The sequence below is a fragment of the Stenotrophomonas sp. genome (genome assembly GCF_032103445.1).
Taxonomy (GTDB): domain Bacteria; phylum Pseudomonadota; class Gammaproteobacteria; order Xanthomonadales; family Xanthomonadaceae; genus Stenotrophomonas.
In genome coordinates this window covers 5,786-29,894 of record NZ_DAMDFR010000052.1, presented here as the reverse complement: position 1 = coordinate 29,894, position 24,109 = coordinate 5,786, and the positions used below count along the sequence as shown (strand labels likewise).

Annotated in this window: 18 protein-coding genes and 1 riboswitch; of the genes, 8 read left to right on the top strand and 10 right to left on the bottom strand. The window is 65.5% G+C overall.

Annotation, left to right across the window (positions count from 1 at the left end):
- Positions 1 to 77: 77 nt before the first annotated feature.
- Together RT551_RS16080 and RT551_RS16075 are read right to left on the bottom strand one after the other, a co-directional pair.
- Positions 78 to 239, bottom strand: a complete 162-nt coding sequence (locus RT551_RS16080; protein WP_282295269.1) for a hypothetical protein — start codon at positions 237 to 239, stop codon at positions 78 to 80.
- Between the two features lie 16 nt (positions 240 to 255).
- Positions 256 to 2,358, bottom strand: coding sequence for a catalase (locus tag RT551_RS16075; protein WP_313460513.1), 2,103 nt, complete (start codon positions 2,356 to 2,358; stop codon positions 256 to 258).
- Between the two features lie 177 nt (positions 2,359 to 2,535).
- On the opposite strand from RT551_RS16075, the gene RT551_RS16070 reads away from it, so the two are divergent.
- The gene (locus tag RT551_RS16070) at positions 2,536 to 3,258 is read left to right on the top strand and encodes an AraC family transcriptional regulator (protein WP_311192215.1); all 723 of its coding nucleotides are present in this window, start codon (positions 2,536 to 2,538) and stop codon (positions 3,256 to 3,258) included.
- 87 nt (positions 3,259 to 3,345) lie between these two features.
- A complete protein-coding gene (locus RT551_RS16065; protein WP_313460510.1) occupies positions 3,346 to 4,737 on the top strand; it encodes an amino acid permease in 1,392 nt (463 codons plus the stop codon).
- 372 nt (positions 4,738 to 5,109) lie between these two features.
- Here RT551_RS16065 and gcvP read toward each other — a convergent pair whose 3' ends face one another.
- The gene (gene gcvP, locus RT551_RS16060) at positions 5,110 to 7,980 is read right to left on the bottom strand and encodes an aminomethyl-transferring glycine dehydrogenase (RefSeq protein WP_313460508.1); all 2,871 of its coding nucleotides are present in this window, start codon (positions 7,978 to 7,980) and stop codon (positions 5,110 to 5,112) included.
- Between the two features lie 54 nt (positions 7,981 to 8,034).
- Positions 8,035 to 8,136: riboswitch (glycine riboswitch) on the bottom strand.
- Between the two features lie 294 nt (positions 8,137 to 8,430).
- On the opposite strand from gcvP, the gene RT551_RS16055 reads away from it, so the two are divergent.
- Both RT551_RS16055 and RT551_RS16050 read left to right on the top strand, forming a co-directional pair.
- On the top strand, positions 8,431 to 9,654 hold the full coding sequence (locus tag RT551_RS16055) for a multidrug effflux MFS transporter (RefSeq protein ID WP_313460507.1): 1,224 nt from the start codon (positions 8,431 to 8,433) through the stop codon (positions 9,652 to 9,654).
- 61 nt (positions 9,655 to 9,715) lie between these two features.
- Positions 9,716 to 10,102 (top strand): hypothetical protein, encoded by a 387-nt coding sequence (locus tag RT551_RS16050; protein ID WP_125360996.1) that lies wholly within the window; start codon positions 9,716 to 9,718, stop codon positions 10,100 to 10,102.
- A 13-nt stretch (positions 10,103 to 10,115) separates the two neighbouring features.
- Here RT551_RS16050 and RT551_RS16045 read toward each other — a convergent pair whose 3' ends face one another.
- The 5 genes from RT551_RS16045 to RT551_RS16025 all read right to left on the bottom strand — a co-directional run bounded on the left by RT551_RS16045 (position 10,116) and on the right by RT551_RS16025 (position 16,954).
- Positions 10,116 to 11,591, bottom strand: a complete 1,476-nt coding sequence (locus RT551_RS16045) for a glycoside hydrolase family 19 protein (RefSeq protein WP_313460503.1) — start codon at positions 11,589 to 11,591, stop codon at positions 10,116 to 10,118.
- A 257-nt stretch (positions 11,592 to 11,848) separates the two neighbouring features.
- Positions 11,849 to 12,220 (bottom strand): type II toxin-antitoxin system HicB family antitoxin, encoded by a 372-nt coding sequence (locus RT551_RS16040; protein WP_313460501.1) that lies wholly within the window; start codon positions 12,218 to 12,220, stop codon positions 11,849 to 11,851.
- A gap of 160 nt (positions 12,221 to 12,380) precedes the next feature.
- Entirely contained in the window at positions 12,381 to 14,375 is a 1,995-nt protein-coding gene (locus RT551_RS16035; RefSeq protein ID WP_313460499.1) for a M2 family metallopeptidase, read from the bottom strand.
- Positions 14,376 to 14,411: 36 nt separating this feature from the next.
- Positions 14,412 to 15,149 carry a phosphatase PAP2 family protein gene (locus RT551_RS16030; protein ID WP_313460497.1) on the bottom strand — a complete coding sequence of 246 codons (738 nt, stop codon included), beginning with the start codon at positions 15,147 to 15,149 and terminating at the stop codon, positions 14,412 to 14,414.
- A gap of 104 nt (positions 15,150 to 15,253) precedes the next feature.
- Positions 15,254 to 16,954, bottom strand: coding sequence for a glycosyltransferase family 39 protein (locus RT551_RS16025; protein WP_313460515.1), 1,701 nt, complete (start codon positions 16,952 to 16,954; stop codon positions 15,254 to 15,256).
- 140 nt (positions 16,955 to 17,094) lie between these two features.
- Here RT551_RS16025 and RT551_RS16020 point away from each other — a divergent pair, with 140 nt between their 5' ends.
- The 3 genes from RT551_RS16020 to RT551_RS16010 all read left to right on the top strand — a co-directional run bounded on the left by RT551_RS16020 (position 17,095) and on the right by RT551_RS16010 (position 20,445).
- Complete coding sequence (locus RT551_RS16020; protein WP_313460495.1) at positions 17,095 to 17,796, top strand: response regulator transcription factor; 702 nt, start codon at positions 17,095 to 17,097, stop codon at positions 17,794 to 17,796.
- Positions 17,783 to 19,084 carry a HAMP domain-containing sensor histidine kinase gene (locus RT551_RS16015; RefSeq protein ID WP_313460493.1) on the top strand — a complete coding sequence of 434 codons (1,302 nt, stop codon included), beginning with the start codon at positions 17,783 to 17,785 and terminating at the stop codon, positions 19,082 to 19,084. Before RT551_RS16020 ends, RT551_RS16015 begins: the two co-directional genes overlap by 14 nt.
- Positions 19,085 to 19,194: 110 nt before the next feature.
- Positions 19,195 to 20,445, top strand: coding sequence for a DUF819 family protein (locus RT551_RS16010; protein ID WP_313460491.1), 1,251 nt, complete (start codon positions 19,195 to 19,197; stop codon positions 20,443 to 20,445).
- A gap of 292 nt (positions 20,446 to 20,737) precedes the next feature.
- Here RT551_RS16010 and RT551_RS16005 read toward each other — a convergent pair whose 3' ends face one another.
- Positions 20,738 to 20,962, bottom strand: coding sequence for a CstA-like transporter-associated (seleno)protein (locus RT551_RS16005; protein WP_125360992.1), 225 nt, complete (start codon positions 20,960 to 20,962; stop codon positions 20,738 to 20,740).
- Positions 20,962 to 23,043: a carbon starvation CstA family protein gene (locus RT551_RS16000; protein ID WP_313460489.1), complete on the bottom strand. Its 2,082-nt coding sequence runs from the start codon at positions 23,041 to 23,043 to the stop codon at positions 20,962 to 20,964. The genes RT551_RS16005 and RT551_RS16000 overlap by 1 nt, the downstream gene beginning before the upstream one ends.
- A gap of 195 nt (positions 23,044 to 23,238) precedes the next feature.
- On the opposite strand from RT551_RS16000, the gene RT551_RS15995 reads away from it, so the two are divergent.
- A complete protein-coding gene (locus RT551_RS15995; protein WP_313460487.1) occupies positions 23,239 to 24,090 on the top strand; it encodes a pirin family protein in 852 nt (283 codons plus the stop codon).
- Positions 24,091 to 24,109 lie beyond the last annotated feature (19 nt).

The following is a 24,109-nucleotide window of genomic DNA, read 5'->3' as shown; positions in this document are numbered from 1 at the left end:
AGATTTGGCGAACGCCGGGTCGCGAAGCCACCGCCGACGAACACGGTTGCTACCGGTTCCCGCGCGCTGAACTTGTGTCATTTCTTCTTTTTGCCGCCACCGTCTTGTTTGTTGACCGTTGCCCAGGCAATGCGCTCGGCGGTTTTCTCGCTGCGGCCCTGCTTCTTCTCACTCTCTTCAATATGCGCGGCCTGGCGCTTCTGCTTGTCGGTGTAGCTGGATTTGTCTCCCACAGGCATGTCGTGTCTCCTCGGGTCAGGCCAGCGTGCGCAGTTTGGGTTCGCGCGCCCACTGGCGGGTAGCGGCAGCGGTGAGGAAGGCCTTGGCGTCTTCGGCCTCCACCACGCCAGCGTCGTTGCCTACGCGGGCGGTCTTCAGCAGAGCTTGACCACCTTCGTCGGCGGCAATCGCCTTCAGATGCGCCCAGGCGAAGCTGACGAAATCAATCGCGGCCGCTTCCTTGCCAAGGCGTTTGCCGGCTTCGGCGCTCAGCACCACCGCCACGGCATCGAACACAACCGAAGGTGTGCCCGCCAGTTGTCCATCGGCGGCCTGGCGCTTGCCGTCGCTCAGCTTGCCGCCACCCAACTTCGGGGCCACCAGTTTCACCGTGGCACCGGCCTTTTCGGCGGACTTGCGCAGCGTGTTGAGGATGCCAGCATCCGAGCCTTCGTCGAACAGGATGCCAATCGCACGGCCTTTCAGCGTGTCCTTGGTGCGCCCGATGATGCGCACTTCCGGAGCCTTGGGCAGGTCCTGCGCTGGGGTTGCGGTGGGGGCCGGGTCGGGCAGGGCGGTCATGCCTAGTCCATCGGCCACGCGCTTGGCGAGTTTGTCGTCGATGTTGCGCAGATGGCTCACGGTGCGCTCGCGCACCTTGGCGGTTTCCACTTTCGAAAGCTCGAACACCAGTGCCGAGGCCAGATGTGCCTGCTCCGGCGCTTCCAGGCTGCGGAAGAACAGCCGTGCCTGGCTGTAGTGGTCGGCAAAGCTCTCGGGGCGCACGCGGCCCTTGTTGCCATCGTCGGCCGGGGTGGCATGGCTCGGGAAGCCGTCGGCGCTTTCGCGGGGGCTGTCGTCTTCCAGGGAACTGGGATCATAGGCCACCCGGCCCTTGGGAACGCGCATCTGCATGTGGCCGTCGCGCTGGTGGTTGGCGAACGGGCACTTCGGGGCATTGACCGGAATCTGGTGGAAGTTCGGGCCGCCCAGACGGATCAACTGGGTGTCCAGGTAGGAGAACAGCCGGCCCTGAAGCAGCGGGTCGTTGCTGAAGTCGATACCCGGCGGCACGTTGGCGGGGCAGTAGGCGACCTGCTCGGTCTCGGCGAAGAAGTTGTCCGGCCAGCGGTCCAGTACCATGCGCCCGATCACGGTCAGCGGCACCAGCGATTCGGGAATGATCTTGGTCGGGTCCAGGTGGTCGAACGGGAATTTTTCCGCATCTTCCTCGCTGAACAGCTGCACCGCCAGTTCCCATTCCGGGAAGTCGCCGGCAGTGATGGCCTCGAACAGATCGCGGCGGTGGAAGTCATTGTCCGCTGCCTGAAGTTTCAGCGCCTCGTCCCATACCGTGGACTGGACGCCCAGCTTCGGCCGCCAGTGGAATTTGACGAAGGTGGACTCGCCGGCATCGTTGAGCAGGCGGAAGCTGTGCACGCCGAAGCCCTCGATCATCCGCAGCGAGCGCGGGATGCCCCGGTCGCTCATCGCCCACATGATCATGTGCATGGACTCGGGCATCAGCGAGATGAAGTCCCAGAACGTGTCATGCGCGCTGGCGGCCTGCGGGAAGGCGCGATCCGGTTCCATCTTCACCGAGTGCACCAGGTCGGGGAATTTCATCGCGTCCTGGATGAAAAACACCGGAATGTTGTTGCCGACCAGGTCCCAGTTGCCCTCCGGGGTGTAGAACTTCACCGCGAAGCCGCGCACGTCGCGCGGGGTATCCACCGAACCGGCTCCGCCAGCGACGGTGGAGAAGCGGGTGAACACGGGGGTTCGTACTCCCACTTCAGTCAGCACACGGGCGCGGGTGAATTCGTGCAGCGAGCGGGTCAGCTCGAAGTAGCCGTGGGCGGCGCTGCCACGTGCGTGCACGATGCGCTCGGGAATGCGCTCGTGGTCGAAGTGGGTGATCTTCTCGCGCAGGATGAAGTCTTCCAACAGGGTTGGCCCGCGCGGGGTGGGGCGCAGCGAGTTCTGGTTGTCGCCGACCGGAATGCCCTGGTTGGTGGTCAGCACCGGGTGGCCGCCACCGGCCTGCTGGTGTAGTTCATCGGCATTGCCGCGCACCTCGGCGGCGGGGGCGGGGCTGCGCTTGGGGGCGGGCTTGCTGCGGGGCTTGCTGGCGGCCATGAGTGGCTCCGGGCTGGCGGGGGAATCGTTCCACCTTCGGGGCTGGGCCGTTAATCGCGGGTAGGAGTTTTCCTCTCTTCTTCGACTTGTGCTTCACATCACACGGGCTGCTGTTGGGTGGAAAGCGACAGGGGCGGTATCCTGAACGTCCCCCGTCCTGCTGCTGTCTCCCTCCGCATGCGCGTCGAACCCGCCGATATCGAAGCCCTGTTTGACGCCATTCCCGACGTGCTGTTCTTCATGAAGGACCGTGACGGCCGCTACACGCATATCAACCAGACCATGCTGCGCCGGCTGGGGCTGCGCTCACGCAAGGAGATCATTGGCCGCACTGCCGCCGAGATCTACCCGACCGGGCTCAGCGCCGATTACGCGACCCAGGACGCCCAGGTACTCGCCGGTCAGGTGATCGAAAACCTGATGGAGCTGCACCTGTTCGCCAACCGCGAGCCGGGCTGGTGCCTCACCTGCAAGCGGCCGCTGCGGGTGGACGGGCGTATCGAAGGGGTGATCGGCATTTCCCGCGACCTCGGCCAGAAGGACAGCCTGGGCACCCAGTACGAGCAGTTGCGGCTGGCGCTGGCGCACTTGAACGCACATTACGCCGAAAACGTCCGCATGCAGACCCTGCTGGACATCACCGGATTCTCGCTGTCGAAGCTGGAGCGCAGCTTCCGCAAGGTGTTCCAGATGACCCCGCAGCAGGTGCTGACGCGCCTGCGCATCCAGATGGCGATGCATTTGCTGCATGGCAGCGAAAGCATCGCCAGCGTAGGCCAGGCCTGCGGTTTCACCGACCAGAGTGCATTCACCCGCAAGTTCAAGGCGGAAGTGGGGGTGTCGCCCCGGGCCTACCGGGTGCAGGTATCCGGGCGCGGCGACGACGCCGGCGCGGACTGATTCAATGACGGGGTGGGCTTTCGGCCTATCCCGCCGGTGCGTCATACACGGTATCGTGTCGCACCTGTTGCCCGCCTTCGACTTCCGATGCCCGCATCCCAGAACCCGGCTGCACCCGCTTCGTCCAACGCCCGCCTGGGCCACGCGCTGAAACCCCGCCAGCTGATCATGATGGGTCTGGGCAGCGCCATCGGCGCGGGCCTGTTCCTGGGCTCCGGCGTGGGCGTGGCCGCCGCCGGTCCGGCGGTGCTGCTGTCCTACCTGCTGGCCGGCACGCTGGTCATCATCGTCATGAACGCGCTGGGCGAAATGGCCGCGGCCAAGCCGACCAGTGGCGCGTTCTCGGTCTACGCTGCCGACGCCATGGGGGCCACCGCCGGGGCCACCGTCGGTTGGCTGTGGTGGGTGCAGCTGGTCATCGTCATCGCCGCCGAGGCGGTGGGCGCGGCCGGCTTGCTGGCCACGGTGTGGCCGGTCATTCCGGTGCCGATGGCCGCGTTGGCGTTCATGGTGTTTTTCACTGCGATCAACCTGCTCGGTGTGCGCAACTTCGGCGAATTCGAATTCTGGTTCGCCATCCTTAAAGTGGTGGCGATCATCGGCTTCATCCTGATCGGCGTGGCCCTGCTGATGGGCTGGTTGCCGAACGTCACGTCGCCGGGCCTGAGCAACTTCACCCAGCACGGCGGCTTCGCCCCGAACGGGCTGGCCGGCATCGGTGCCGCGCTGCTGGTGGTGGTGTTCGCCTTTGGTGGCACGGAGATCGTGGCGGTGGCGGCGGCGGAAACCGAAGACCCCGAGCGCAGCATTGCCCGTGCCATCCGCACCGTGGCGTGGCGCATCCTGGTGTTCTACATCGGCTCGCTGAGCGTGATCATCGCCGTGGTGCCGTGGAACAGCGAGGCGCTGAAGAGCCCGTTTGCCGCTGTGCTGGAAGTGGCAAACATTCCGGGTGCGGCCACTGCCATCACCCTGATCGCGGTGATTGCCCTGCTGTCGGCGCTCAACGCCAACCTTTATGGGGCCTCGCGCATGATCTACTCGCTGGCCCAGCGCCGCGAAGCGCCGGCGGTGCTGGGTTGGACCGACCCGCGCCAAGTGCCGATCATCGCCGTGCTGGCCAGCGTGCTGTTCGGGTTTGCCGCCACCGTGATGGAGCTGATGTTCCCGAACAAGGTGCTACCGGTGCTGCTGAACATCGTCGGCTCCACCTGCCTGCTGGTGTGGACCATGTCGCTGCTGTCGCAGCTGATTCTGCGGCACCGGGCCAACCGCGATGGCACCCGGCTGCCGTTCCGCATGGCGGGGTACCCGTATCTCACCGTGGGCGCGCTCGGCATCCTGGTGCTGATCTTCGGACTGCTGTTGTCCGAAGAGGTGACCCGGGTGCAGTTCCTGTCGATGGCCGCGCTGACCGCGTTTATTGCGATCAGCAGTGAAGTTGCGCGACGGGTGAGGCGGAATCGCATCGAAGAGTGATTGAACGACAAACGGCCCGCTGATGCGGGCCGTTTGCATATTGGCGAATGGAGCCGCCGATGGAATCCCCCGGGGAGGGGATCCGGTAGGGTCGCACGACAGTCGACCGCCGATATCAGTTATCGGTGCATTGGGGCATGACCAACGAACGATGACGCGCTTCTCCGTCGCAGGTCATGCCTCACCCTGCCGATCACCGTTATCGGCGGTCGACTGTCGTGCGACCCTACCATTGCATTCCGGCATTCCGGCATTCCGGCATTCAGGCATTCCGCGTAGTGACGCGCCATGCGCGTCATCGCGGCTCATCCGTACCAACAAAAACGGCCCGCTTGCGCGGGCCGTCTTCGTTTCCATCAGCGTGCAGCGCCCTTAGACCGCCACACCCTCATCTTCCTTGTACGCATCAATCGGAATGCACGCGCACATCACGTTCTTGTCGCCGTACACGTTGTCCACGCGGGCCACCGGCGGCCAGTACTTCTGCTGCTTCAGGCTGGCCAGCGGGAAGGCGGCGAGTTCGCGCGGGTAGGCGTGTTCCCATTCGCTGCCCGACACGGCGGTAGCGGTGTGCGGAGCGTTCTTCAGCGGGTTGTCCTCACGATCCAGGCGGCCGTCTTCAATCGCGGCGATTTCCTCGCGGATCTGGATCATCGCGTTGATGAAGCGATCCAGCTCATGCAGCGATTCGCTTTCGGTCGGTTCCACCATCAGCGTGCCGGCCACCGGGAAGCTCAGGGTGGGGGCGTGGAAGCCGAAGTCGATCAGACGCTTGGCTACGTCTTCCGCCACCACGCCCGAGGTCTTCTCCAGCGGACGCACGTCCAGGATGCACTCGTGCGCGACCAGGCCGTTGCGACCGGTGTACAGGGTCTTGTAGTACGGAGCCAGGCGCTTGGCGATGTAGTTGGCGTTGAGCAGGGCCACCTGGGTGGCCTTGCGCAGGCCGGCGGTGCCCATCAGGGTGATGTACATCCAGCTGATCGGCAGGATCGAGGCGCTGCCGAAGCTGGCCGCGCTGACCATGCCGACGTCGCCTTCGCCGCCCAGCACCTTGGGCAGGAACGGAGCCAGGTGCGACTTCACCGCGCACGGGCCGACGCCCGGGCCGCCGCCGCCGTGCGGAATGCAGAAGGTCTTGTGCAGGTTCAGGTGCGAAACGTCCGAACCCCACTTGCCCGGCTTGGCCACGCCGACCAGGGCATTCATGTTGGCACCGTCGGTGTACACCTGGCCGCCGTGCTGGTGAACGATGTTGCAGATCTCGACGATCTCTTCCTCGAACACGCCGTGGGTGGACGGGTAGGTCACCATCAGCGCGGCCAGGCGGTCGCTGTACTTCTCGGCGTTGAGGCGGATGTCCTCCACGTCCACGTTGCCGTTGGCGTCGGTCTTGGTCACCACCACCTTCATGCCGCACATCTGCGCCGAAGCCGGGTTGGTGCCGTGCGCGGAATCGGGAATCAGGCAGATGTCGCGGTGGCCCTCACCGCGCGAGCGGTGGTAGGCGCGGATTGCCAGCAGACCGGCATATTCGCCCTGCGCGCCGGAGTTCGGCTGCAGGCTGACGGCGTCGTAACCGGTGCACTCCACCAGCATCGCTTCCAGGCCGTCGATCAGCTCCTTGTAACCGATGGACTGGTCGGCCGGGGCCAGCGGATGGATGTTGGCGAACTCCGGCCAGGTCACCGGAATCATCTCGGCGGTGGCGTTGAGCTTCATGGTGCAGCTGCCCAGCGGAATCATGGTGCGATCCATGGCCAGGTCCTTGTCGGCCAGCGAGCGCAGGTAACGCAGCAGCTCGTGTTCGCTGTGGTGGGTGTTGAACACCGGGTGGGTCAGGAATTCGCTGGTGCGCACCAGACCGGCCGGCAGGGCGTCGGCGGTGGCGATGTCCAGCGCGTCCACGTCGACCACGGCACCGAACAGCTGGCCCAGCGCGACGATGTCGGCGCGCGTGGTGGTTTCGTCCAGGCTGATGCCCACGGCCTCGCTGTCGATCGCGCGCAGGTTGATGCGGGCAGCGGCGGCCTTGGCGTGGATGGCGGCAGCGTCGATGTCCTTGACGTGCAGGGTGTCGAAGAAGTGCTCGCCGACGTTGACGCCGGCGTCGCGCAGCGCAGCGGCCAGGATCGCGGCCAGGCGGTGGGTGCGACGGGCAATGCGGGTCAGGCCTTCCGGACCGTGGTACACGGCGTACATCGAGGCCATCACCGCCAGCAGCACCTGCGCGGTGCAGATATTGGAGGTGGCCTTCTCGCGGCGGATGTGCTGCTCGCGGGTCTGCAGGGTCAGGCGGTAGGCGGGGTTGCCCTGGGCGTCGATGGAGACACCGATCAGGCGGCCCGGCATCGAACGCTTGTAGGCATCACGGCAGGCCATGAAGGCGGCGTGCGGGCCACCGAAGCCAAACGGCACGCCGAAGCGCTGGCTGTTGCCGACCACGATGTCCGCGCCCCATTCGCCGGGGGCGGCAATCAGGGTCAGGGCCAGCAGGTCGGTGGCCACGGCGACCAGGCCGCCGCGTGCGTGCACGGCATCGGCCAGCGCCTTGTAGTCGCCGATGTGGCCGAAGGTGTCCGGGTACTGCAGCAGCACGCCGTAGGAATCGGCTTCCATCGCTTCGGCCGGGGTGCCCACGCGCAGCACGATGCCCAGCGGCTCGGCGCGGGTGCGCAGCAGTTCCAGCGTCTGCGGGTGCACGGCGTCGTGCACGAAGAAGGTGTCGGACTTGCTCTTGGCCGAACGCTTGGCCAGGGTCATCGCCTCGGCGGCGGCGGTGGCTTCGTCCAGCAGCGAGGCGTTGGCGATCTCCATGCCGGTGAGGTCGGCGCACAGGGTCTGGAAGTTGATCAGCGCTTCCATGCGGCCCTGCGAGATCTCGGCCTGGTACGGGGTGTACGCCGTGTACCACGCCGGGTTTTCCAGCACGTTGCGCAGAATGACGTTCGGGGTCAGGGTGCCGTAGTAGCCCTGGCCGATGAAGGTGCGGAACACCTGGTTCTTGTTGGCAATGGCGCGGATCTTGGCCAGTGCTTCCACTTCGGTCAGCGACTCGGGCAGCGCCAGTGGCGCGGGCGACTTGATCGAGGCGGGCACGATCGCGTCGGTCAGGGCGTCCAGCGAGGCGTGGCCGACCACGTCGAGCATCTGCGCGATTTCAGCGTCGTTCGGGCCGATATGGCGTTCGACGAACGCGGCGTGGTGTTCAAGCTCGCGCAGGGTAGGGGTGTTCTGGGACATGGCTGGCTTCCGGAAGAGTGGGCACGCACGTTCAGAAGACCTTCCGGTCTTCCTGGGTGCCCCTCTGTCCTTTTGCCTGAGAGTTTGGAAGCGCGCGGCTGCGTGCTTCGTGCCCCTTCGGCGCCGGCATTGGCCGGTCTCTCCAGAGTTTTGCTGCGGGTGGTATCGGGCCTGAGCGATTACGGGCGTTGCGCCTTCGGCAGCGGGGGCTTCAAAACGACGCTCCGCTTCTCCCACCATGTTGCCCGGCGATTATAGCCCAGCGCCCCGTCGCGCAACGGCCGCACGGCAGATGAACACGGGCTGCGAACCGTACGCATTCAGCCCTCTGGGCATGGAACTGGCCGGCGCAACGGCCTATCATGAGCGGATTCTCGTATTCATCAGGCACCGCCCGGGTTTGGGCCGGTGCCTGCCTGCGCTCGCGCAGGCTGCTGACGGAACCCAGCCATGACACCCGCCTCACCCTCCACGCGTCGCCTGGCCCTGCTGCTGGCCGGCCTGGCCATGTTCGGTCCGTTCTCGATCGACACGATCTTCCCGGCCTTCCTGCTGCTGGGTGAGCGCCTGCAGGTGGACCAGGTGGCGGTGCAGCAGACGGTCAGCGTGTACCTGCTGTTCTACGGCTTGATGAGCCTGGCGCATGGTCCGCTGTCGGATGCCTTCGGGCGGCGGCGGGTGATCCTGGGCGGGCTGGTGGTGTTCATTGCTGCGTCCATCGGCTGCGCGCTGTCGCGCGACCTGACCACGCTGCTGGTGTTCCGCGCCCTGCAGGGCGTGTCGGCGGGCGTCGGCGTCATCGTCGGGCGCGCGGTCATCCGCGACCTGTACCACGGTGCGGACGCACAGCGGCTGATGAGCCAGGTCTCGATGATCTTCGGCGTGGCCCCGGCCATCGCCCCGATCATCGGCGGCTGGATTCTGCTCGGTGGTGGCGACTGGCCGTTGATCTTCTGGTTCCTGGTCAGTTTCGCCGCGCTGCTGCTGCTGGCCACCGGCAAGTGGCTACCGGAAACCCATCCGGAGCCGGCCCGCACGCCCCTGGCAATGAGCCCGCTGCTGCGCAGCTACGTGCGTATGGGCTCCAACCCGCGCCTTCTGCGACTGGCCGCGGCCGGTGCGTTCAACTTCTCCGGCATCTTCCTGTACATCGCCTCGGCCCCGGTGCTGGTGATGCAGCACCTGAAGCTGGGCGAGGGCGGCTTTGCCTGGCTGTTCATTCCCACCATCGGCGGCATGACCCTGGGCTCGTTCCTGTCCGGGCGCATGGCCGGGCGCATGACCGCGCAGCGCCAGGTCAGCATCGGCTTCGCGCTGTGCGGACTGTCGGCGCTGGTGAACCTGGCCTATGTGCTGTCGGTGTCGCAGATCGCGGTGCCGTGGGCGGTGCTGCCGATCTTCCTCGGCGGCGTGGGCATGGCGCTGATCTTCCCGATCCTGGCCCTGGCGGTGCTGGATATGTACCCGCACCAGCGCGGGCTGGCGTCCTCGATGCAGATGTTCCTGCAGCTGATGATCAACACGGTGGTGGCCGGCATGGTCTCGCCGCTGCTGAGCAGCCAGCCGCTGCACCTGGCGCTGGGCTACGGTGGCTTCTTCGCCATCGGGGCCAGCTTCTGGTACTGGGAGCGCCACTGCGAACGCCGCCGGGCACTGCTGGCCGAGGCGGCCTGAACACCGGCCCCAAGGTCCGCTGCGGTATCCTTTCCCCATTGATGCAGTCCGGACGTACCTGATGTCGACCACCTCCAAGCTGCGCCGCGACCTGCGCCGGCGCCGTGAAATCGAAGAAGCCAACCGCGAAAAGGCCCACGCCTCGCCGGTGGAGCCGCATGCGGAACTGCGCGACCAGCAGCGCACGCTGCTGGCCGGCATTGTCCGCCGCGACGGCGAATGGGTGCTGGGCATGGACGGTCGCATTGCCGGGCAGAGCCCGAGCGCTGCACGCGTGCTGGCGCTGATCATGCAGGCCGCCGAATTGCACGAACGCCAGGGCACGCCGGTGCGTCTGATGTACTCGGACGTGCTCAAGGACGCCGCGCATGCCGAAGCCCAGGCCGATGGCCTGGACTTCGATCAGTTCAAGGTGCAGTTCGCCGAGAGTTTGAAGAAGAAATCATAAATCCGGCCGAACGTTATTCAATCACCTCGACATTCGGGAACTTGTCGATCACGCAGTTCACGTAATCGGCCGGCTTCAACGCCGAATACGGTGTCTGGTAGGTCACCAGCTTGCACTGGTAGCTGCGACCGCCCACATTGCCCGGCACCCAGTCGTAGTTCTCTTCCCAGTAGATGGGCAGCGCACCAGCACCACCTTCATCGAACTGCTTCATGCCCTTGCAGCCCAGCACTTCATTGCCGGGCACCGGCACGTTGAAGTACTGCGCGGCCGCCTTGTAATAGGTGATGCGGTTCTGCGACTGCAGGTGTTCGCTGCTGCCGCCGCATTCCACGCCGCCGTTGATGATCTGCGTGGTCACCCCGAACCCGGGTACCAGACCGTTGCCGACGTCATGCGCGTTCGGCTGCCACGTGCCATCAATCACATGCATCATCGAAGGCTTCGGCGGCTGCGGGTACATGTAGAAGAACGCCGCGCTGGCCAGATTCAACCAGGTGTCGGCGACCAGATCGGGATGGTCCAGCAGGGTGCGCACGGTGCCGAACATGGCATCAGAGAACGGACCGTAGTTGTAGTTGTACGACAGCTGCTTGGCCCCACGCCCGAAGTAGCTCTTGTAGCGACCGGCATTCGGGCCGTCGGCAAAAGTGCCGCACGGCCAGGTCTGGCCCTGCCACGTGCTGGGATTGCATTCGCCCGCATAGCCGTCGGCGCGGTCTTCGCTCCAGCCCATCTCACGCACATGCACCAGCGCCTGCCGCCACTCGGGGATGGCACTGTGCGCGTCATGGCCACCCGTTTCCTGCGCGAAGTGGGCGACCATGGTGGCCAGGGTCTTGCGGCAGATCGCGTTGGAGTCGCGGCCGTCGGTATAGGTGGCGCAGATCGCCGGGAACTTGGCGAACGCCTGCAGGAAGCCGCGATAGGTGTATTCCGGCGCGCGCAGCGGGAACAGGAATTCGAACTGTTCGTTGCTGACCAGCGCTTCCACCCGGCGCACATTCTCCGGGTTGGCCGGGCGCAGCGGCTGCACGGCTTCCACCTCGGCGTTGGGCAGGGTACGGATCGACGCCAAAGTCTGCTGCATGAGGGGGAAGTCGGTCAGCCGGGCCTCGTCAGCACGCAGGCTGCTGAGCGGAATCTGCACCGGGTCCAGCGGGTCCGGGTCCGGATCGGGATCGACTGGGGTGCCACCACCGCCATCACAACCGGGCGCGGTTTCGGCCACTTCTTCCCAGGGTGACAACCACGGCTGCGCGGGATCAATCTGCGCCGGGGACTGACCGGCATCAGCCCACCACTTGGCCTTGAAGTAGCGGCCCTGGAAGATCACCACGCAACCGGCGGTGTAGGTCTGGGTGGGGCTCCAGGTGTCGCTGGCGGCGGCAGTAGAGGCGCGCGGTTGTTGGGAAGAAGCGGCGTGAGCCGGGGCGGCACCGGCGAGGGCCACCAGCAGGGCAGTGCTCAGCAAAGCAGGGGTATGCATGATGCGTCCTGATGCGGAAGGGAAGCTGCACGGTAGCGCTGGAGTACGCGATTGGATTTCGTATTTGTTTGAAGTCGTTGATTCCTTGATCCGCATCCGCTTTGCGCAATGCGCTGCGTCACATTTCCGCGCACCCGCTAACGCGCCGCCGCAATCCTCAACGGAACGTAGAGCCACGCCCTGCGTGGCTGACACTTACCAGACAGCAGAAAGCCGACCCGAAGGTCGGCTTTCGTCGTTCGCAACAACCGGTCAGTTCAACCGACTGCCAGGTGCGCTATATAGGCAGAGCGCGTTTCACCCGCCTCTTTGGCCTTGGCATCAATCCTCATCAGGATCCGCCTTGGGATGCTGATGTTGACCCGCTCAATGGTGTCGTCCAGCAAAGCAGGATCTACCTTGATGTAGCTGACGATCCAGCCCTTGAACTCACCCTTCTCAATAATGTCCTGAGCCTGGGATGGCGAAGGGATGGTCTGGCCAGCGTCCAATGCCGCGTCAATCCATGCGGCGGCAGCTTCCTCTGCGGCCATCATTGCGTCGTCCAATGTGTCGCCAGCGGAAAAGCAGCCGGGTAGATCCGGAACAACCACGCTCCACGCGGTGTTGTTATCGCCTGCTTCAATCATGATGGGATACCGCATCTGGCCTGTCTTGTTGGTCTAGATACGATAGTGCGCCACAGGAAAGGAGCTGGCGGAATGCAAGAGGTTTCAAGTGGTCGTCTTTTCCCCATAAACGAACAACGCCCCTTGCGGGGCGTTGTTTTGAATCATCACAACTGTGGCATTACTGCTTGGCCGGTGCTGCCTGCGCCGGAGCTGCCGCAACCGCGCCCGGAGCCTGCCAGCCACACATCTGGCCCTGGTTCTGCTGCTTCAGCCACTCGTTGACCGGAGTGAAGTACTCGATCATCGGGCCGGCATCCAGCTTCTCGCCGCCGGTGATCTCCTTCAGCGTGGCCTGCCACGGCTGGCTGGCACCCTTGCTCAGCATCGCCCAGAACTTCTGACCGGCTTCCTTGTTGCCGTAGAAGCTGCACTGGTGCAGCGGGCCCTTGTAGCCGGCCGCGTCGCACAGGCCCTTGTAGAACTGGAACTGCAGGATGCGCGCCAGGAAGTAGCGGGTGTACGGGGTGTTGCCCGGGACGTGGTACTTGGCGCCCGGGTCGAAGAACTCCTCGCCGCGTGCGCTGGCCGGAGCCACGCCCTGGTACTTGGCCTTCAGGTCCCACCACGCCTTGTTGTAGTTCTCCGGCGTGATCGAGCCGTCGAACACGCCCCAGCGCCAGCGATCGATCATCAGCCCGAACGGCAGGAACGACACGCCGCTCAGCGCCATGCGCATCTGCGCGTTGATGGTGGCTTCGCGGCTTTCCTGCGGCTTGTCGACCAGGCCGATGGAGTTCAGGTACTGCGGCGTCATGGCCAGCACGATGGTGTCGCCGATGGCTTCATGGAAGCCGTCGTTGGCACCGCCCTGGAACAGCGGCGGCAGCGGGTTGTAGGCCAGGTCGTAATAGATGTGGCCGAGTTCGTGGTAGATCGTGGTGAAGTTTTCTTCGTTCGGCTTGATGCACATCTTGGTGCGCACGTCGCCTTCCATGTTCATGTCCCACGCGCTGGCGTGGCAGACCACGTCGCGGTCCAGCGGCTTGATGAACTGGGTCTTCTCCCAGTACGACTTCGGCAGCGCGGGCATGCCCAGCGACACGTAGAAGTCCTGCGCGCGTTCGGTCATCTGCTTGGCGGTGCGCAGTTCTGCATCACGCTGCGCCTTGTACAGCGCTTCCATGCTGGCGTTGCTGCCACCGGCCTTGGCGATGGCCCCGCTCAGGTTGCCCTGGTACTGCTTTTCCAGCGCGGCGGTGATGTCCAGGCTGCCGGCACCGGGGTAGGGTTCCAGCTGGTCCCACAGGTTGGACCAGTCCTGCTGCCACATGTTGCCCAGCAGGTGCGCGGCGATCAGGCCGCCTTGGGTTTCGGCCTTGTCCTTGCCGTAGGTGGTATCCAGCTTGGTACGGGCGTAGCAGTGCAGCTGCTCGTACATCGGCTTGACCTGTTCCCACAGGCGGTCGGTTTCCGGGCCGATCTGATCAGCCGGCATGTCGTAGCCGCTGCGCCACATCTGACCGGCATCCGCGAAGCCCATTTCCTTCGCGCCTTCATTCACCAGCCCGACGAAGCGCTGGTAATCGGCACGCATCGGCTTGGTGGTGCCGTGCCAGCCCTGCCAGGCGTCCAGCTGTGCGTCGTAGTCGCGGCTGCGCGCCAGCACCTGTTCCAGGTCGCCGAGCTGGCGGCAGGTGGCCGGGTTGGCCTCGTCGGTGCAGTACTTGCCGGCACCATACGCGCCTTCCATGCGGCTGGCGATGCGGGTCAGCTCGCCCAGCTTGGCCGGATCGCGCGGGGCCGGCATGGCGGTCATCAGCTTCAGCAGGTGCAGCTGGCGCTTGGTGTCTTCGCTCATCGGCTGGCCGTCGTACTGGCCGGCCTGGGCGATCCAGCCGTTCAACACGGTCAGCCAGCGCTCGTTGGCCTTGGCCGCCACGCGTTCGGAATCGTCATTGATGTAGGTCGACGACAACCACTGCGCCGAGGTCATTTCCGGGTACATGGCCTTGTACTCGGCATTGACGCGGGCAATGAACTGGTCCGCGGTCTCGGTGGGCTTGGCGGTGCCGGCCGCCGGCGTGGCGGCGGGGGACGGTTCCTTCTGGCAGGCCGCCAGCGTCAGTGCGGCAGCACCAACAGCCAGGGCCAGCAAAAGCGGGCGGTGGTTCACGGGCAGATCCTTGGGTGGTGAATTACCGCCCGAAGGCTAGTGGGCCGGTCGCGACACCGCAAGGGCCACAAGGTACAGCCCCAATGCGACGGTCCAGCAGGTGACCAGGGTCCACAGGTCATGCGAGAGGAAATGCGCGCCTCGCAGCTGTTGGGCAAACCCGAACACCGCGCCCGCCAGCAGGCCCACGGCCAGCCCGCGCCAGCGCCAGGCTGGGCGAACCATCAGCGCGAAGAAATACAGGCTGACCCAGGCGTAGCCGGCACTGGCATGTCCGGCCGGGAAGCACATCCCGCGTGGCATGTCGGCCGGTCGCGAGGCGAACAGGCCTACGAACTCGCGTAAACCCCCATAGCGGGTCAGGTCCCAGGGGCAGTCCATGTGGGTGAGCGATTTCAACAGCGACACCATGACGGTGCCCAGCCCGACCGCCAGCACCAGGTACAGCAGCGGCCAGCGCCAGCTGCGCCAGCGCGCATGTCGCCACGCGTGGAAGCAGGCCACCAGTGCCAGTAGCGTGGCAAATGCGCTGAGCCACTTGCCGCCCTTGTGGATCAGGTGGGTCGTGACCCACGCGTTCTGCAACGCCCAGCGGTGACCTTCCAGCCGATAGAGCTGGTCGGCCAGCCACTGGTCACCACCTGCGCCCATCAACGCCCAGCTCACGAGCAGCGCCGCGATCCAGGGCAGCAGCAGGTATCGGGTCAGGAACGTAGTGGGAACTACGCGGGGAAACGGGGTCGCGACAACCGTCGCGGCAGGAACAGGGCGCATGCGAACAACAGCCGTCAGGAAGGATCCGGACCATGCTCGTCAGCGCGCTGTCGGATACCGGTCAGAGCCGCGTTTGGCAACCGTTAAACGCGGGCGGACGTTCATCAATCGCCGTCATCGCCCATCGCTTCGCCGCCTACCACGGTGGCATGACATTGCGCGTCCAGCGCGGTGCCCGGCACCAGCCACCAGTCATTGCGGTTGGCACTTCCGATGGCGATGGACTGCGCACGGTCGACGCATGCGCTCAAGGCCGGCTCGGCCACCAGCAGCCAGCGCTTGTGCGGAGCCTGCATCAGCCACGGCACCGCATCTTGCCACTGATCGTTCCAGTCACGCTTGAAGCCGAAATCGGTCACCGGGCGGTCGGCCTGCAGCAGGTTCTGTTCGCGCCAGGCGACCGCGCCCAGCTCGGCCTGCGCTCCGATCCGCTCGCCCACCCGCTGCATCACCGCCGATGCCGAGCTATACGGGTCCAGCGCCGGCATCAGGCCCCAGCCATATAGATTCCACAGCAGCAGCGAGGCGAGCACGACCAGCAGGCCGGTGCGGCGCAACCGCAGCCCCGCCAGCAGCACCGCCATTACCAGACCGAAGCCGAACAGCCATAGACCCAGCGGATCCAGCAGGCTGTCCGGCATCGAACGCCTGGCCAGTTGCGCGTGCGCCCACGGGCTGCCACCGAGCAGATGCACGCCGATCACCAGCGCCGCCACGGTCAGCACGGCGGTGTAGGCCAGCAACACCCAGCGCGGCCCGGGCCGGCGCAGCAGCCCCGGCAGCAACGGTGCCGCCGCCACGCACAGCGCCGGCAGCATCGGGAAGATGTACACCTCGCGCTTGCCGGGGCTGGCGCTGAAGAACAACAGCACCAGCAGCGCCCAGCCCAGCAGCAGCCACCAGCGCGCATCCAGCCGGCGCAGTCTGCGCCACCAGCCGGGTGCAAGGGCGGGTAGCAGCAGGCTGCCGGGCAGCCACAGGGTGGCCATCACCTGCAGGTAGTACCAGGCCGGCTGCACGTGGTGCCAGGCGTTCGCGTAGCGGGTGCCGGTCTGCTTGAACAGCAGTTCGTGGGCATAGGCCTGCAGCTCCGGCGTGGGCGCGGTCAGCAGGGCGATGCCCAACGGCCCCAGCCACACCGCCGTGCCCAGCAGGAACGCCGGCAGCAGCCAGAGCAGCGGGCGGGCAGGGGCGAGGTAGACGCCCGCGCGGCCACGCACCTGCCAGCGCCACAGTGCCCAGGGCAGCAGCACCAGCAGGGGCAGGAAGCCGACGCCTTTGGTCACCGTGCCCAGCCCGGCGGCAAAGCCGGCCAGCCACAACGCGCGCGTGTTGGGGCGTTCCAGCAGATGCCGCAGCAGCCCCCACAGCGACAGCGTGGTCATCGCCACCAGCACCATGTCGATCTGTGCACGTTTGGCCATCAACCCGAACTGCAGGCAGCTCATCAGCGCCAGCACGGCCCACCAGCCCACGCGTCGGTTCCATAAGCGCCGCCCCAGATCCCAGCACAGCCACAAGGTGGTCAGCGCAGCCAGCAGTGAAGGAATCAAAAAGGCGAGGTTCCAGTCGCGCACGACCGAATACGTGGCCGCCTGCATCCACATGAACACCGGCGGCTTTTCCGCATACAGCTCGCTGCCCCGGTGTGGCAACAGCCACTGTCCGCTCTCCACCATGTCGCGTGCGGCCAGCACGAAGCGGGGCTCGTCTGGCGGTGAGGGTGAGCGCAGCCCCATGCCGGCGGCCAGGGTCAGCAGCAGGGCCAGGCAGATCAGAACGCGCCAGTGCGGGCGCAGCAGCATTCGGGTCACGGGGGACGTCGCGGCCAAAAGACGTACTCTGGAGGGGGGGATGTAAGAAAGGCGTCGAATCGGGCCAATTGCGACCGTATTTCGACATTCCCGACGCTACCATGGTGGTTATTACCCCCGGAACCGCGCAGATGCGCCTGCTCGTCATCGAAGACAACCGCCAGCTGGTGGCCAACCTGTTCGAGTACTTCGAGGCCCGCGGACATGTGCTGGACGTCGCGCCGGACGGCATCACCGGCCTGCACCTGGCCGGTACCCACGCGTACGACGCGGTGATTCTTGATTGGATGTTGCCGCGCATGGAAGGACCGGAAGTGCTGCGCCGGCTGCGCGCCGAGCAGGGTTCAGAGGTGCCGGTGATCATGCTCACCGCCCGTGATGACCTGCCCGACAAGATCGCCGGGTTCCGTGCCGGTGCGGACGACTACCTGACCAAGCCGTTCGCGTTGCCGGAACTGGAAGTGCGGCTGGAGGCGCTGCAGGTGCGTGCGCACGGACGCAACCCGCGCAAGGTGCTGGAAGTGGCTGACCTCAGCCTGGACCTGGCGACGCTGGAGGCGCGCCGTGATGGCCAGGTACTGCACCTGTACCCGGCCTGCCGCAAGCTGCTGGAAGTGCTGATGCGTGCGAGCCCGGCGGCCGTCACCCGCCAGCAGCTGGAGTTCGCGCTGTGGGGCGACGAGCTGCCCGACGGCGATCTGCTGCGCTCGCACGTGTACGAGCTGCGCCGCAGCGTGGACGGTCCGTTCGCAACCAAACTGATCCACACCTTGCCGCGTGTTGGTTATCGCCTGGCTACCACGGCCACGGAAGGAAGCGATGCGTCTGCGTAAACCCGGTCCGTTGCACCGCCGCCTGGTGTGGTGGCTGCTGGCCTACCTGGGCTTGATCTCGGTGGCGGTGTTCAGCGTGGGCAACTACGTGCACGAACACGCCGAACATTCGGCGTGGCGCGCGCTGCTCAATTCCGAGCTGGACAGCATCGTGAACCACATCGAGCACGAGCCGCATTACCGCTGGCAGGACTCGGACACACTGCGGTTGTTCACCATCAGCGATGATCCGGCGGTGCCGCCGGTCCTGCGTACCCTGCATCCCGGCCTGCACGATGGGGTGGTGATCAACGATCGCCCGGCCGCGGTGATGGTCCGCGACACCGCCACCCAGGGGCGATTGGCGTTGGCGTTGGACATCAACGATTTCCACGATCTTGAAGAGTTCGCCACACGTTGGGTGATGCTGGCGGGTGTGGTGATGATCATCGTGACCGTGCTGATGGCCTCCATAGGTGTCAGCAGGCTGGTGCAGCCGCTACGCTCGCTGGCCCGGCACATCCATGACCTGCGCCCGGGCGTGCCCGGCCAGCGGGTGGATGTGGACCCACGCGGCAGCTCCGAGCTGTACGTCATCGCCGATGCACTCAACGACTATCTGCGCCGTAACGAGCAGTTTGTCGAACGTGAGCGGGTCTTCATCAGTACCGCCAGCCACGAACTGCGCACGCCCATCGCGGTGATTACGGGCGCATCTGAACTGGCGCTGGAGCAGCCGGACCTTCCCGAGCGCGCTCGCCAGCAGATGCAGCGCGTGCACCGCAGCGCGCAGGGCGTGGAGCAGCTGATCCAGCTGCTGCTGGTACTGGCACGCGAACCGGCGCGGCTGGCCGCACTGAAGGAGCGCATCGCGCTCGACGCGTTGCTGCCGGAGATTGTCGAGGACCACCGCCACCTGCTGGGCGACAAAGACTTGCACATTGAGATGCAGCCGTTGCCACGGCTGGACATCGTGGCACCGCTGGGCGTGGTGCAGGCCGCGATTGGCAATCTGCTGCGTAACGCCATCGAAAACAGCGGGCGCGGCACCATCAGTCTGTCGCTGTCCGAGCGCGCAGTGGTCACCCTGCAGGACCCGGGCCTGGGCATGAGCCCGGAAGAAATTGCCGCCGTGTATGCGCGCATGGCGCGCGGTGACCGCGGGGAGGGCGATGGCATCGGTCTGGAGCTGATCGCGCGGCTGTGCGAGCACCTGGGTTGGGGGCTGACGATCGAACCCAGCGAGCCACGCGGCACCCGGGTGATTCTCGACCTGGGAGCCTCGCTGTCCGGCGCAAAACCTGAATAGGGTGCGGGTGCGGCGCAAGGTGGCACGCCGTGAAGACAATGTTAAGCTCCAGAAAGCGCCGCGTGATGTGGCGTTTTTTTTTGCCCTTTCGATCGACAGAGGATGGCTGCATGCCGACCGAACCGAGTACCGCCCTGATTACCAGCGACATCGTGGGCCTTGGCCTGATTGCTGCGACACTGGCCCTGATCTTCTGGGCCGCCAGCGGTCCCACGCCGCTGCTGAAGAAAATCTTCGCCTGGGTGCCAGCCCTGCTGCTGTGCTACTTCATTCCCGCCATCTACAACACCACCGGCCTGATTGACGGCCACAACACCAAGCTCTACAACCCCATCGCCCGCGATGTGCTGTTACCCGCCGCACTGGTGCTGCTGACCCTGTCCATCGACCTGAAGGGGATTCTCAAGCTCGGCCCCAAGCTGCTGGTGGTGTTCTGCGCCGGTACCGCCGGCATCATGCTGGGGGCCATCGTGTCCTTCCAGGTGATGAAGCTGATCCACCCTGAAACCGTGGCCGGCGACACCTGGGCCGGCATGGCGGCGCTGGCCGGCAGCTGGATCGGGGGCGGGGCCAACATGGTGGCGATGCGTGAGGTGTTCGGCACCGACGCCACCACCTTTGGCCAGTTCGCCGTGGTCGACGTGGCCTGCGCCAGCCTGTGGATGGCGGTGCTGTTGTTCCTGGCCAACCGCGCCCAGCAGATCGACACCCGCAATGGGGCCGACACCCGCGCCATCGATGAAATGAAGGCGCGCATCAGCGCTTACGAGGCCCAGAACGCACGCATTCCGACCCTCAGCGACCTGATGGTCATTGTCGGTGTTGCCTTGGGCGGGGTGGGGCTGGCGCATGCCATTGCCGCACCGCTGAGCGGCTGGTTCAAAGCCAACATCAGCTGGGCCAGCCAGTTCAGCCTGGACAGCCAGTTCGTGTGGGTGATCCTGCTGTCTACCGCCTTGGGTCTGACCCTGAGCTTCACCCGCGCCCGGAAGCTGGAAGCGGCCGGTGCTTCGCGCCTGGGCACGGTCTTTCTGTACTTCCTGATCGCCTGCATCGGCATGCAGATGAACCTGCTCTCGCTGCTGGATCGTCCGTGGTTGTTCCTGCTCGGCGTGATCTGGATGCTGACTCACATCCTGGTGCTGTGGATTGTTGCCAAACTGCTGCGCGCGCCGTTGTTCTTCTTTGCCATTGGTTCGCAGGGCAACATCGGTGCGGCCGCTTCGGCACCGGTGGTGGCAGCGGCATTCCATCCCACGCTGGCACCGGTGGGTGTGTTGCTGGGGACGGTGGGCTACGCCACCGGTACCGGATTGGCGTACGTGACCGGTCTGATCCTGAAGTGGATGGCGGGCGCATAATCGTCAACGGTCGGCTCTGACAATGTCGAGGCCGGCCAACGGCCGGCGCTACCGCTTTCGGTTCCGTCACCGATGCACTGTCGAGGGTGGGGCGGGGTGGGTTTGCGGGGGTGTGAGCCGCATGGATGCGGCGACCAAGCCCCCATGGACGGGTTTACGGCGTCCCCCGCAAACCCACCCCGTCCCGCCAAGCCAGACATCAATGCAGAGCCGTAGCTTTCCGCGGCGATCCAAACGAAAAACGGCGACACCGAAGTGCCGCCGTTCCGCTTTTCAAACCATCAACTAGTGCTCAACAACAGCGGCCGCCGTTGCGCCCGCTGTAGCGCGCTTCCTGACGTTCGCGGAAAAACGTCTTGTAGTCCATCGGCGTGCGGTCTGGGTGTTTCTCCAGCACGTGCCGCACGTAGTTGTCGTAGTCCGGAATGCCGCAGCACAGGCGAGCGGTCTGCACCAGCCGCCGCCAGAGGCGGCGGTGGGCCTGGTACTGACTGACAGGAACCAGCCCGGTACCCATTACAGGTCCGCCATCTGGTGCGGTTCCAGCTTCACGTACGCGGTTTCCTTGTCAGTGCGCTGCGGCGAACGACGCGCCACCACAATGGTCTTGATCGCATAGGCCAGGATCGAGAACACCACGAACAGGAACAGCACGGTCAGGCCGGTGTTGACGTAGGCGTTGACCACGATCTGCTGCATCTGCGCCACGCTCTTGGCCGGGGCAGTGATGGTGCCGGCGGCGATGGCGTCCTGGAACTTGTGCGCCTGGGCCAGGAAGCCCTGCGCCGGGTTGCTGTCGAAGATCTTGATCAGGCCCGCGTAGGTGGTGCAGATCAGCAGCCACACGGCTGGCACCGCCGTGACCCAGGCGTAGCGGTCACGCTTCATCTTGAACAGCACCACCGTGCCCAGCATCAGCGCAATGCCCGCCAGCATCTGGTTGGAGATGCCGAACAGCGGCCACAGGGTCTGGATGCCACCGAACGGATCAACCACGCCGGTGTACAGCAGATAGCCCCACAGCGCCACGCAGCCGGCGGTGGCGATGATGTTGGCGGTCCACGACTCGGTCTTCTTCAGCGCCGGGATGAAGTTGCCCAGCAGGTCCTGCAGCATGAAGCGCCCGGCACGGGTGCCTGCGTCCACCGCGGTCAGGATGAACAGGGCTTCGAACAGGATCGCGAAGTGGTACCAGAACGCCATCATCGCGTTGCTGCCACTGGGGATGGCCTCATGCAGGATCTGCGCGATACCCACCGCCAATGTCGGTGCACCACCGGCACGGTGCAGGATGGTCGGCTCACCAATCGCCACCGCGGTGGCTTCCAGCTGTTCCGGGGTGATGGTGAAGCCCCAGGTGTTGGTGATGTAGTGCGCGGCGGACACCGCATCCGCACCAATCACCGCGGCCGGGCTGTTCATCGCGAAGTAGATGCCCGGGTCGATGATCGACGCGGCCACCAGTGCCATCACCGCCACGAACGATTCCATCAGCATGCCGCCGTAGCCGATGTAGCGCATGTGGCTTTCATTGGCGAGCAGCTTGGGCGTCGTGCCCGAGGAGATCAGCGCGTGGAAACCCGACACCGCGCCGCAGGCGATGGTGATGAACAGGAACGGGAACATGCCGCCCTTCCACACCGGGCCGTCGCCGCTGGCCGCGAACTGGGTCAACGCCGGCATCTTCAGTTCCGGCATGACGATCAGGATGCCGATCGCCAGTGCAACGATGGTGCCGATCTTGAGGAAGGTGGACAGGTAGTCGCGCGGTGCCAGCAGCAGCCACACCGGCAGCACCGAAGCGACGAAGCCGTAGCCGATCAGCATCCAGGTGATCTGGGTGCCGGTGAAGGTGAAGGCCGGACCCCACACCGGGTCGGCCGCGATCTTGCCGCCGTACCAGATCGCCAGCAGCAACAGGATCAGGCCGACCACGGAGATTTCACCGATCTTGCCCGGGCGGATGTAGCGCATGTAGATGCCCATCAGGATCGCGATGGGCATCGTGGCAATGACCGTGAACATGCCCCACGGGCTTTCCGCCAGCGCCTTCACCACCACCATGGCCAGTACCGCCAGGATGATGATCATGATCAGGAACGCACCGAACAGGGCGATGGTGCCAGGCACCTGGCCCATTTCCTCGCGCACCAGGTCACCCAGCGAGCGGCCGTTGCGCCGGCTGGACAGGAACAGCACCATGAAGTCCTGCACCGCACCGGCCAGCACCACGCCGACCACCAGCCAGAGCAGGCCGGGCAGATAGCCCATCTGCGCCGCCAGCACCGGACCGACCAGCGGGCCTGCACCGGCAATGGCCGCGAAGTGGTGGCCAAACAGCACGTGCTTGTTGGTGGGCACGTAGTCCAGGCCGTCGTTGTTGATCACCGCAGGCGTGGCCCGGGTGGGATCCAGCTGCATCACCTTGTCGGCGATGAACAGACTGTAGAAGCGGTAGGCAATGAGGTAGATGGAGACCGCGGCAACCACGATCCACAAGGCATTGATGTGCTCGCCCCGCCGCAGTGCGACGGTGCCAAGACAGAATGCGCCGAGCAGCGCGAGCGCGGCCCAGCCCAGCTTGGAAAAACCTTTCATGAGATGTGCGTCTCCCTGGAGTGCCTGTTAAGAGTCTGCCCAGTCATGGACCGGGTCAATGCAATCGCGATGGCTTGCCGCTAGTACTTTGGTCGTATGGGCCTTGTGTCTGGAACAATGGGTTGCGGGCGTGGCCGTTGGCGGCTCCAGGGGCTGCGCCCATCTTGTACCGGGTAACCTTTCGATGGAGTCAACATGAGCACCTCAACCCCTGTGCGTGTGCAGCGCACCATTCGTGGCATGCCCACCTCTGACGGGGCCGGCGTGCGCCTGACCCGCGTCATCGGCGGTCCCGACCTGCCCGACCTGGACCCGTTCCTGCTGCTGGACGAGTTCGGCACCGACAAGGCCGAGGACTACCTGGCCGGCTTCCCCAGCCACCCGCACCGCGGCTTCGAGACCGTGACCTATATGCTGGACGGGCGCATGCGGCACAAGGACAACCACGGCAATGAGGGCCTGCTGACCCCGGGCAGCGTGCAGTGGATGACCGCCGGACGAGGCCTGGTGCATTCGGAAATGCCCGAACAGGAGTCCGGGCGCATGCGCGGCTTCCAGTTGTGGGTGAATCTGCCGGCGCGCGAGAAGATGACCGACCCGAAGTACCAGGAATTTGCACCTGATCGCATTCCGGTGGTGCAGCCGGCGGCCGGCGTGCAGGTGAAGGTGATCGCCGGGCAGGTGGGCGACACCGTGGGACCGATTGCGCAGCCGGCTACCGACCCGGTGTACCTGGACATCGAACTGGCCGCAGGCGTGGCCTGGGACTACGTGCTGCCGGACGGGCATAACGCGTTTGCCTATGTGTTCGAGGGGGCGCTGACGGTCGGGCAGGGTGGCGATGCGCGCCCCGTGAGTGCGCAGGAAATGGCGGTGCTGGGCGGTGGCGAAGTGCTGCAGTTGCAGGCCGGTGCCGAGGGCGCGCGCCTGATCCTGGTCGCCGGCCGCCCGCTGCGCGAGCCGGTCATGCGGCATGGCCCATTCGTGATGAACACGCGCCAGGAACTGATGCAGGCCTTCGTCGATTTCCAGGAAGGCCGGTTCTGAGTGAAGAGCAGCCGGGCAA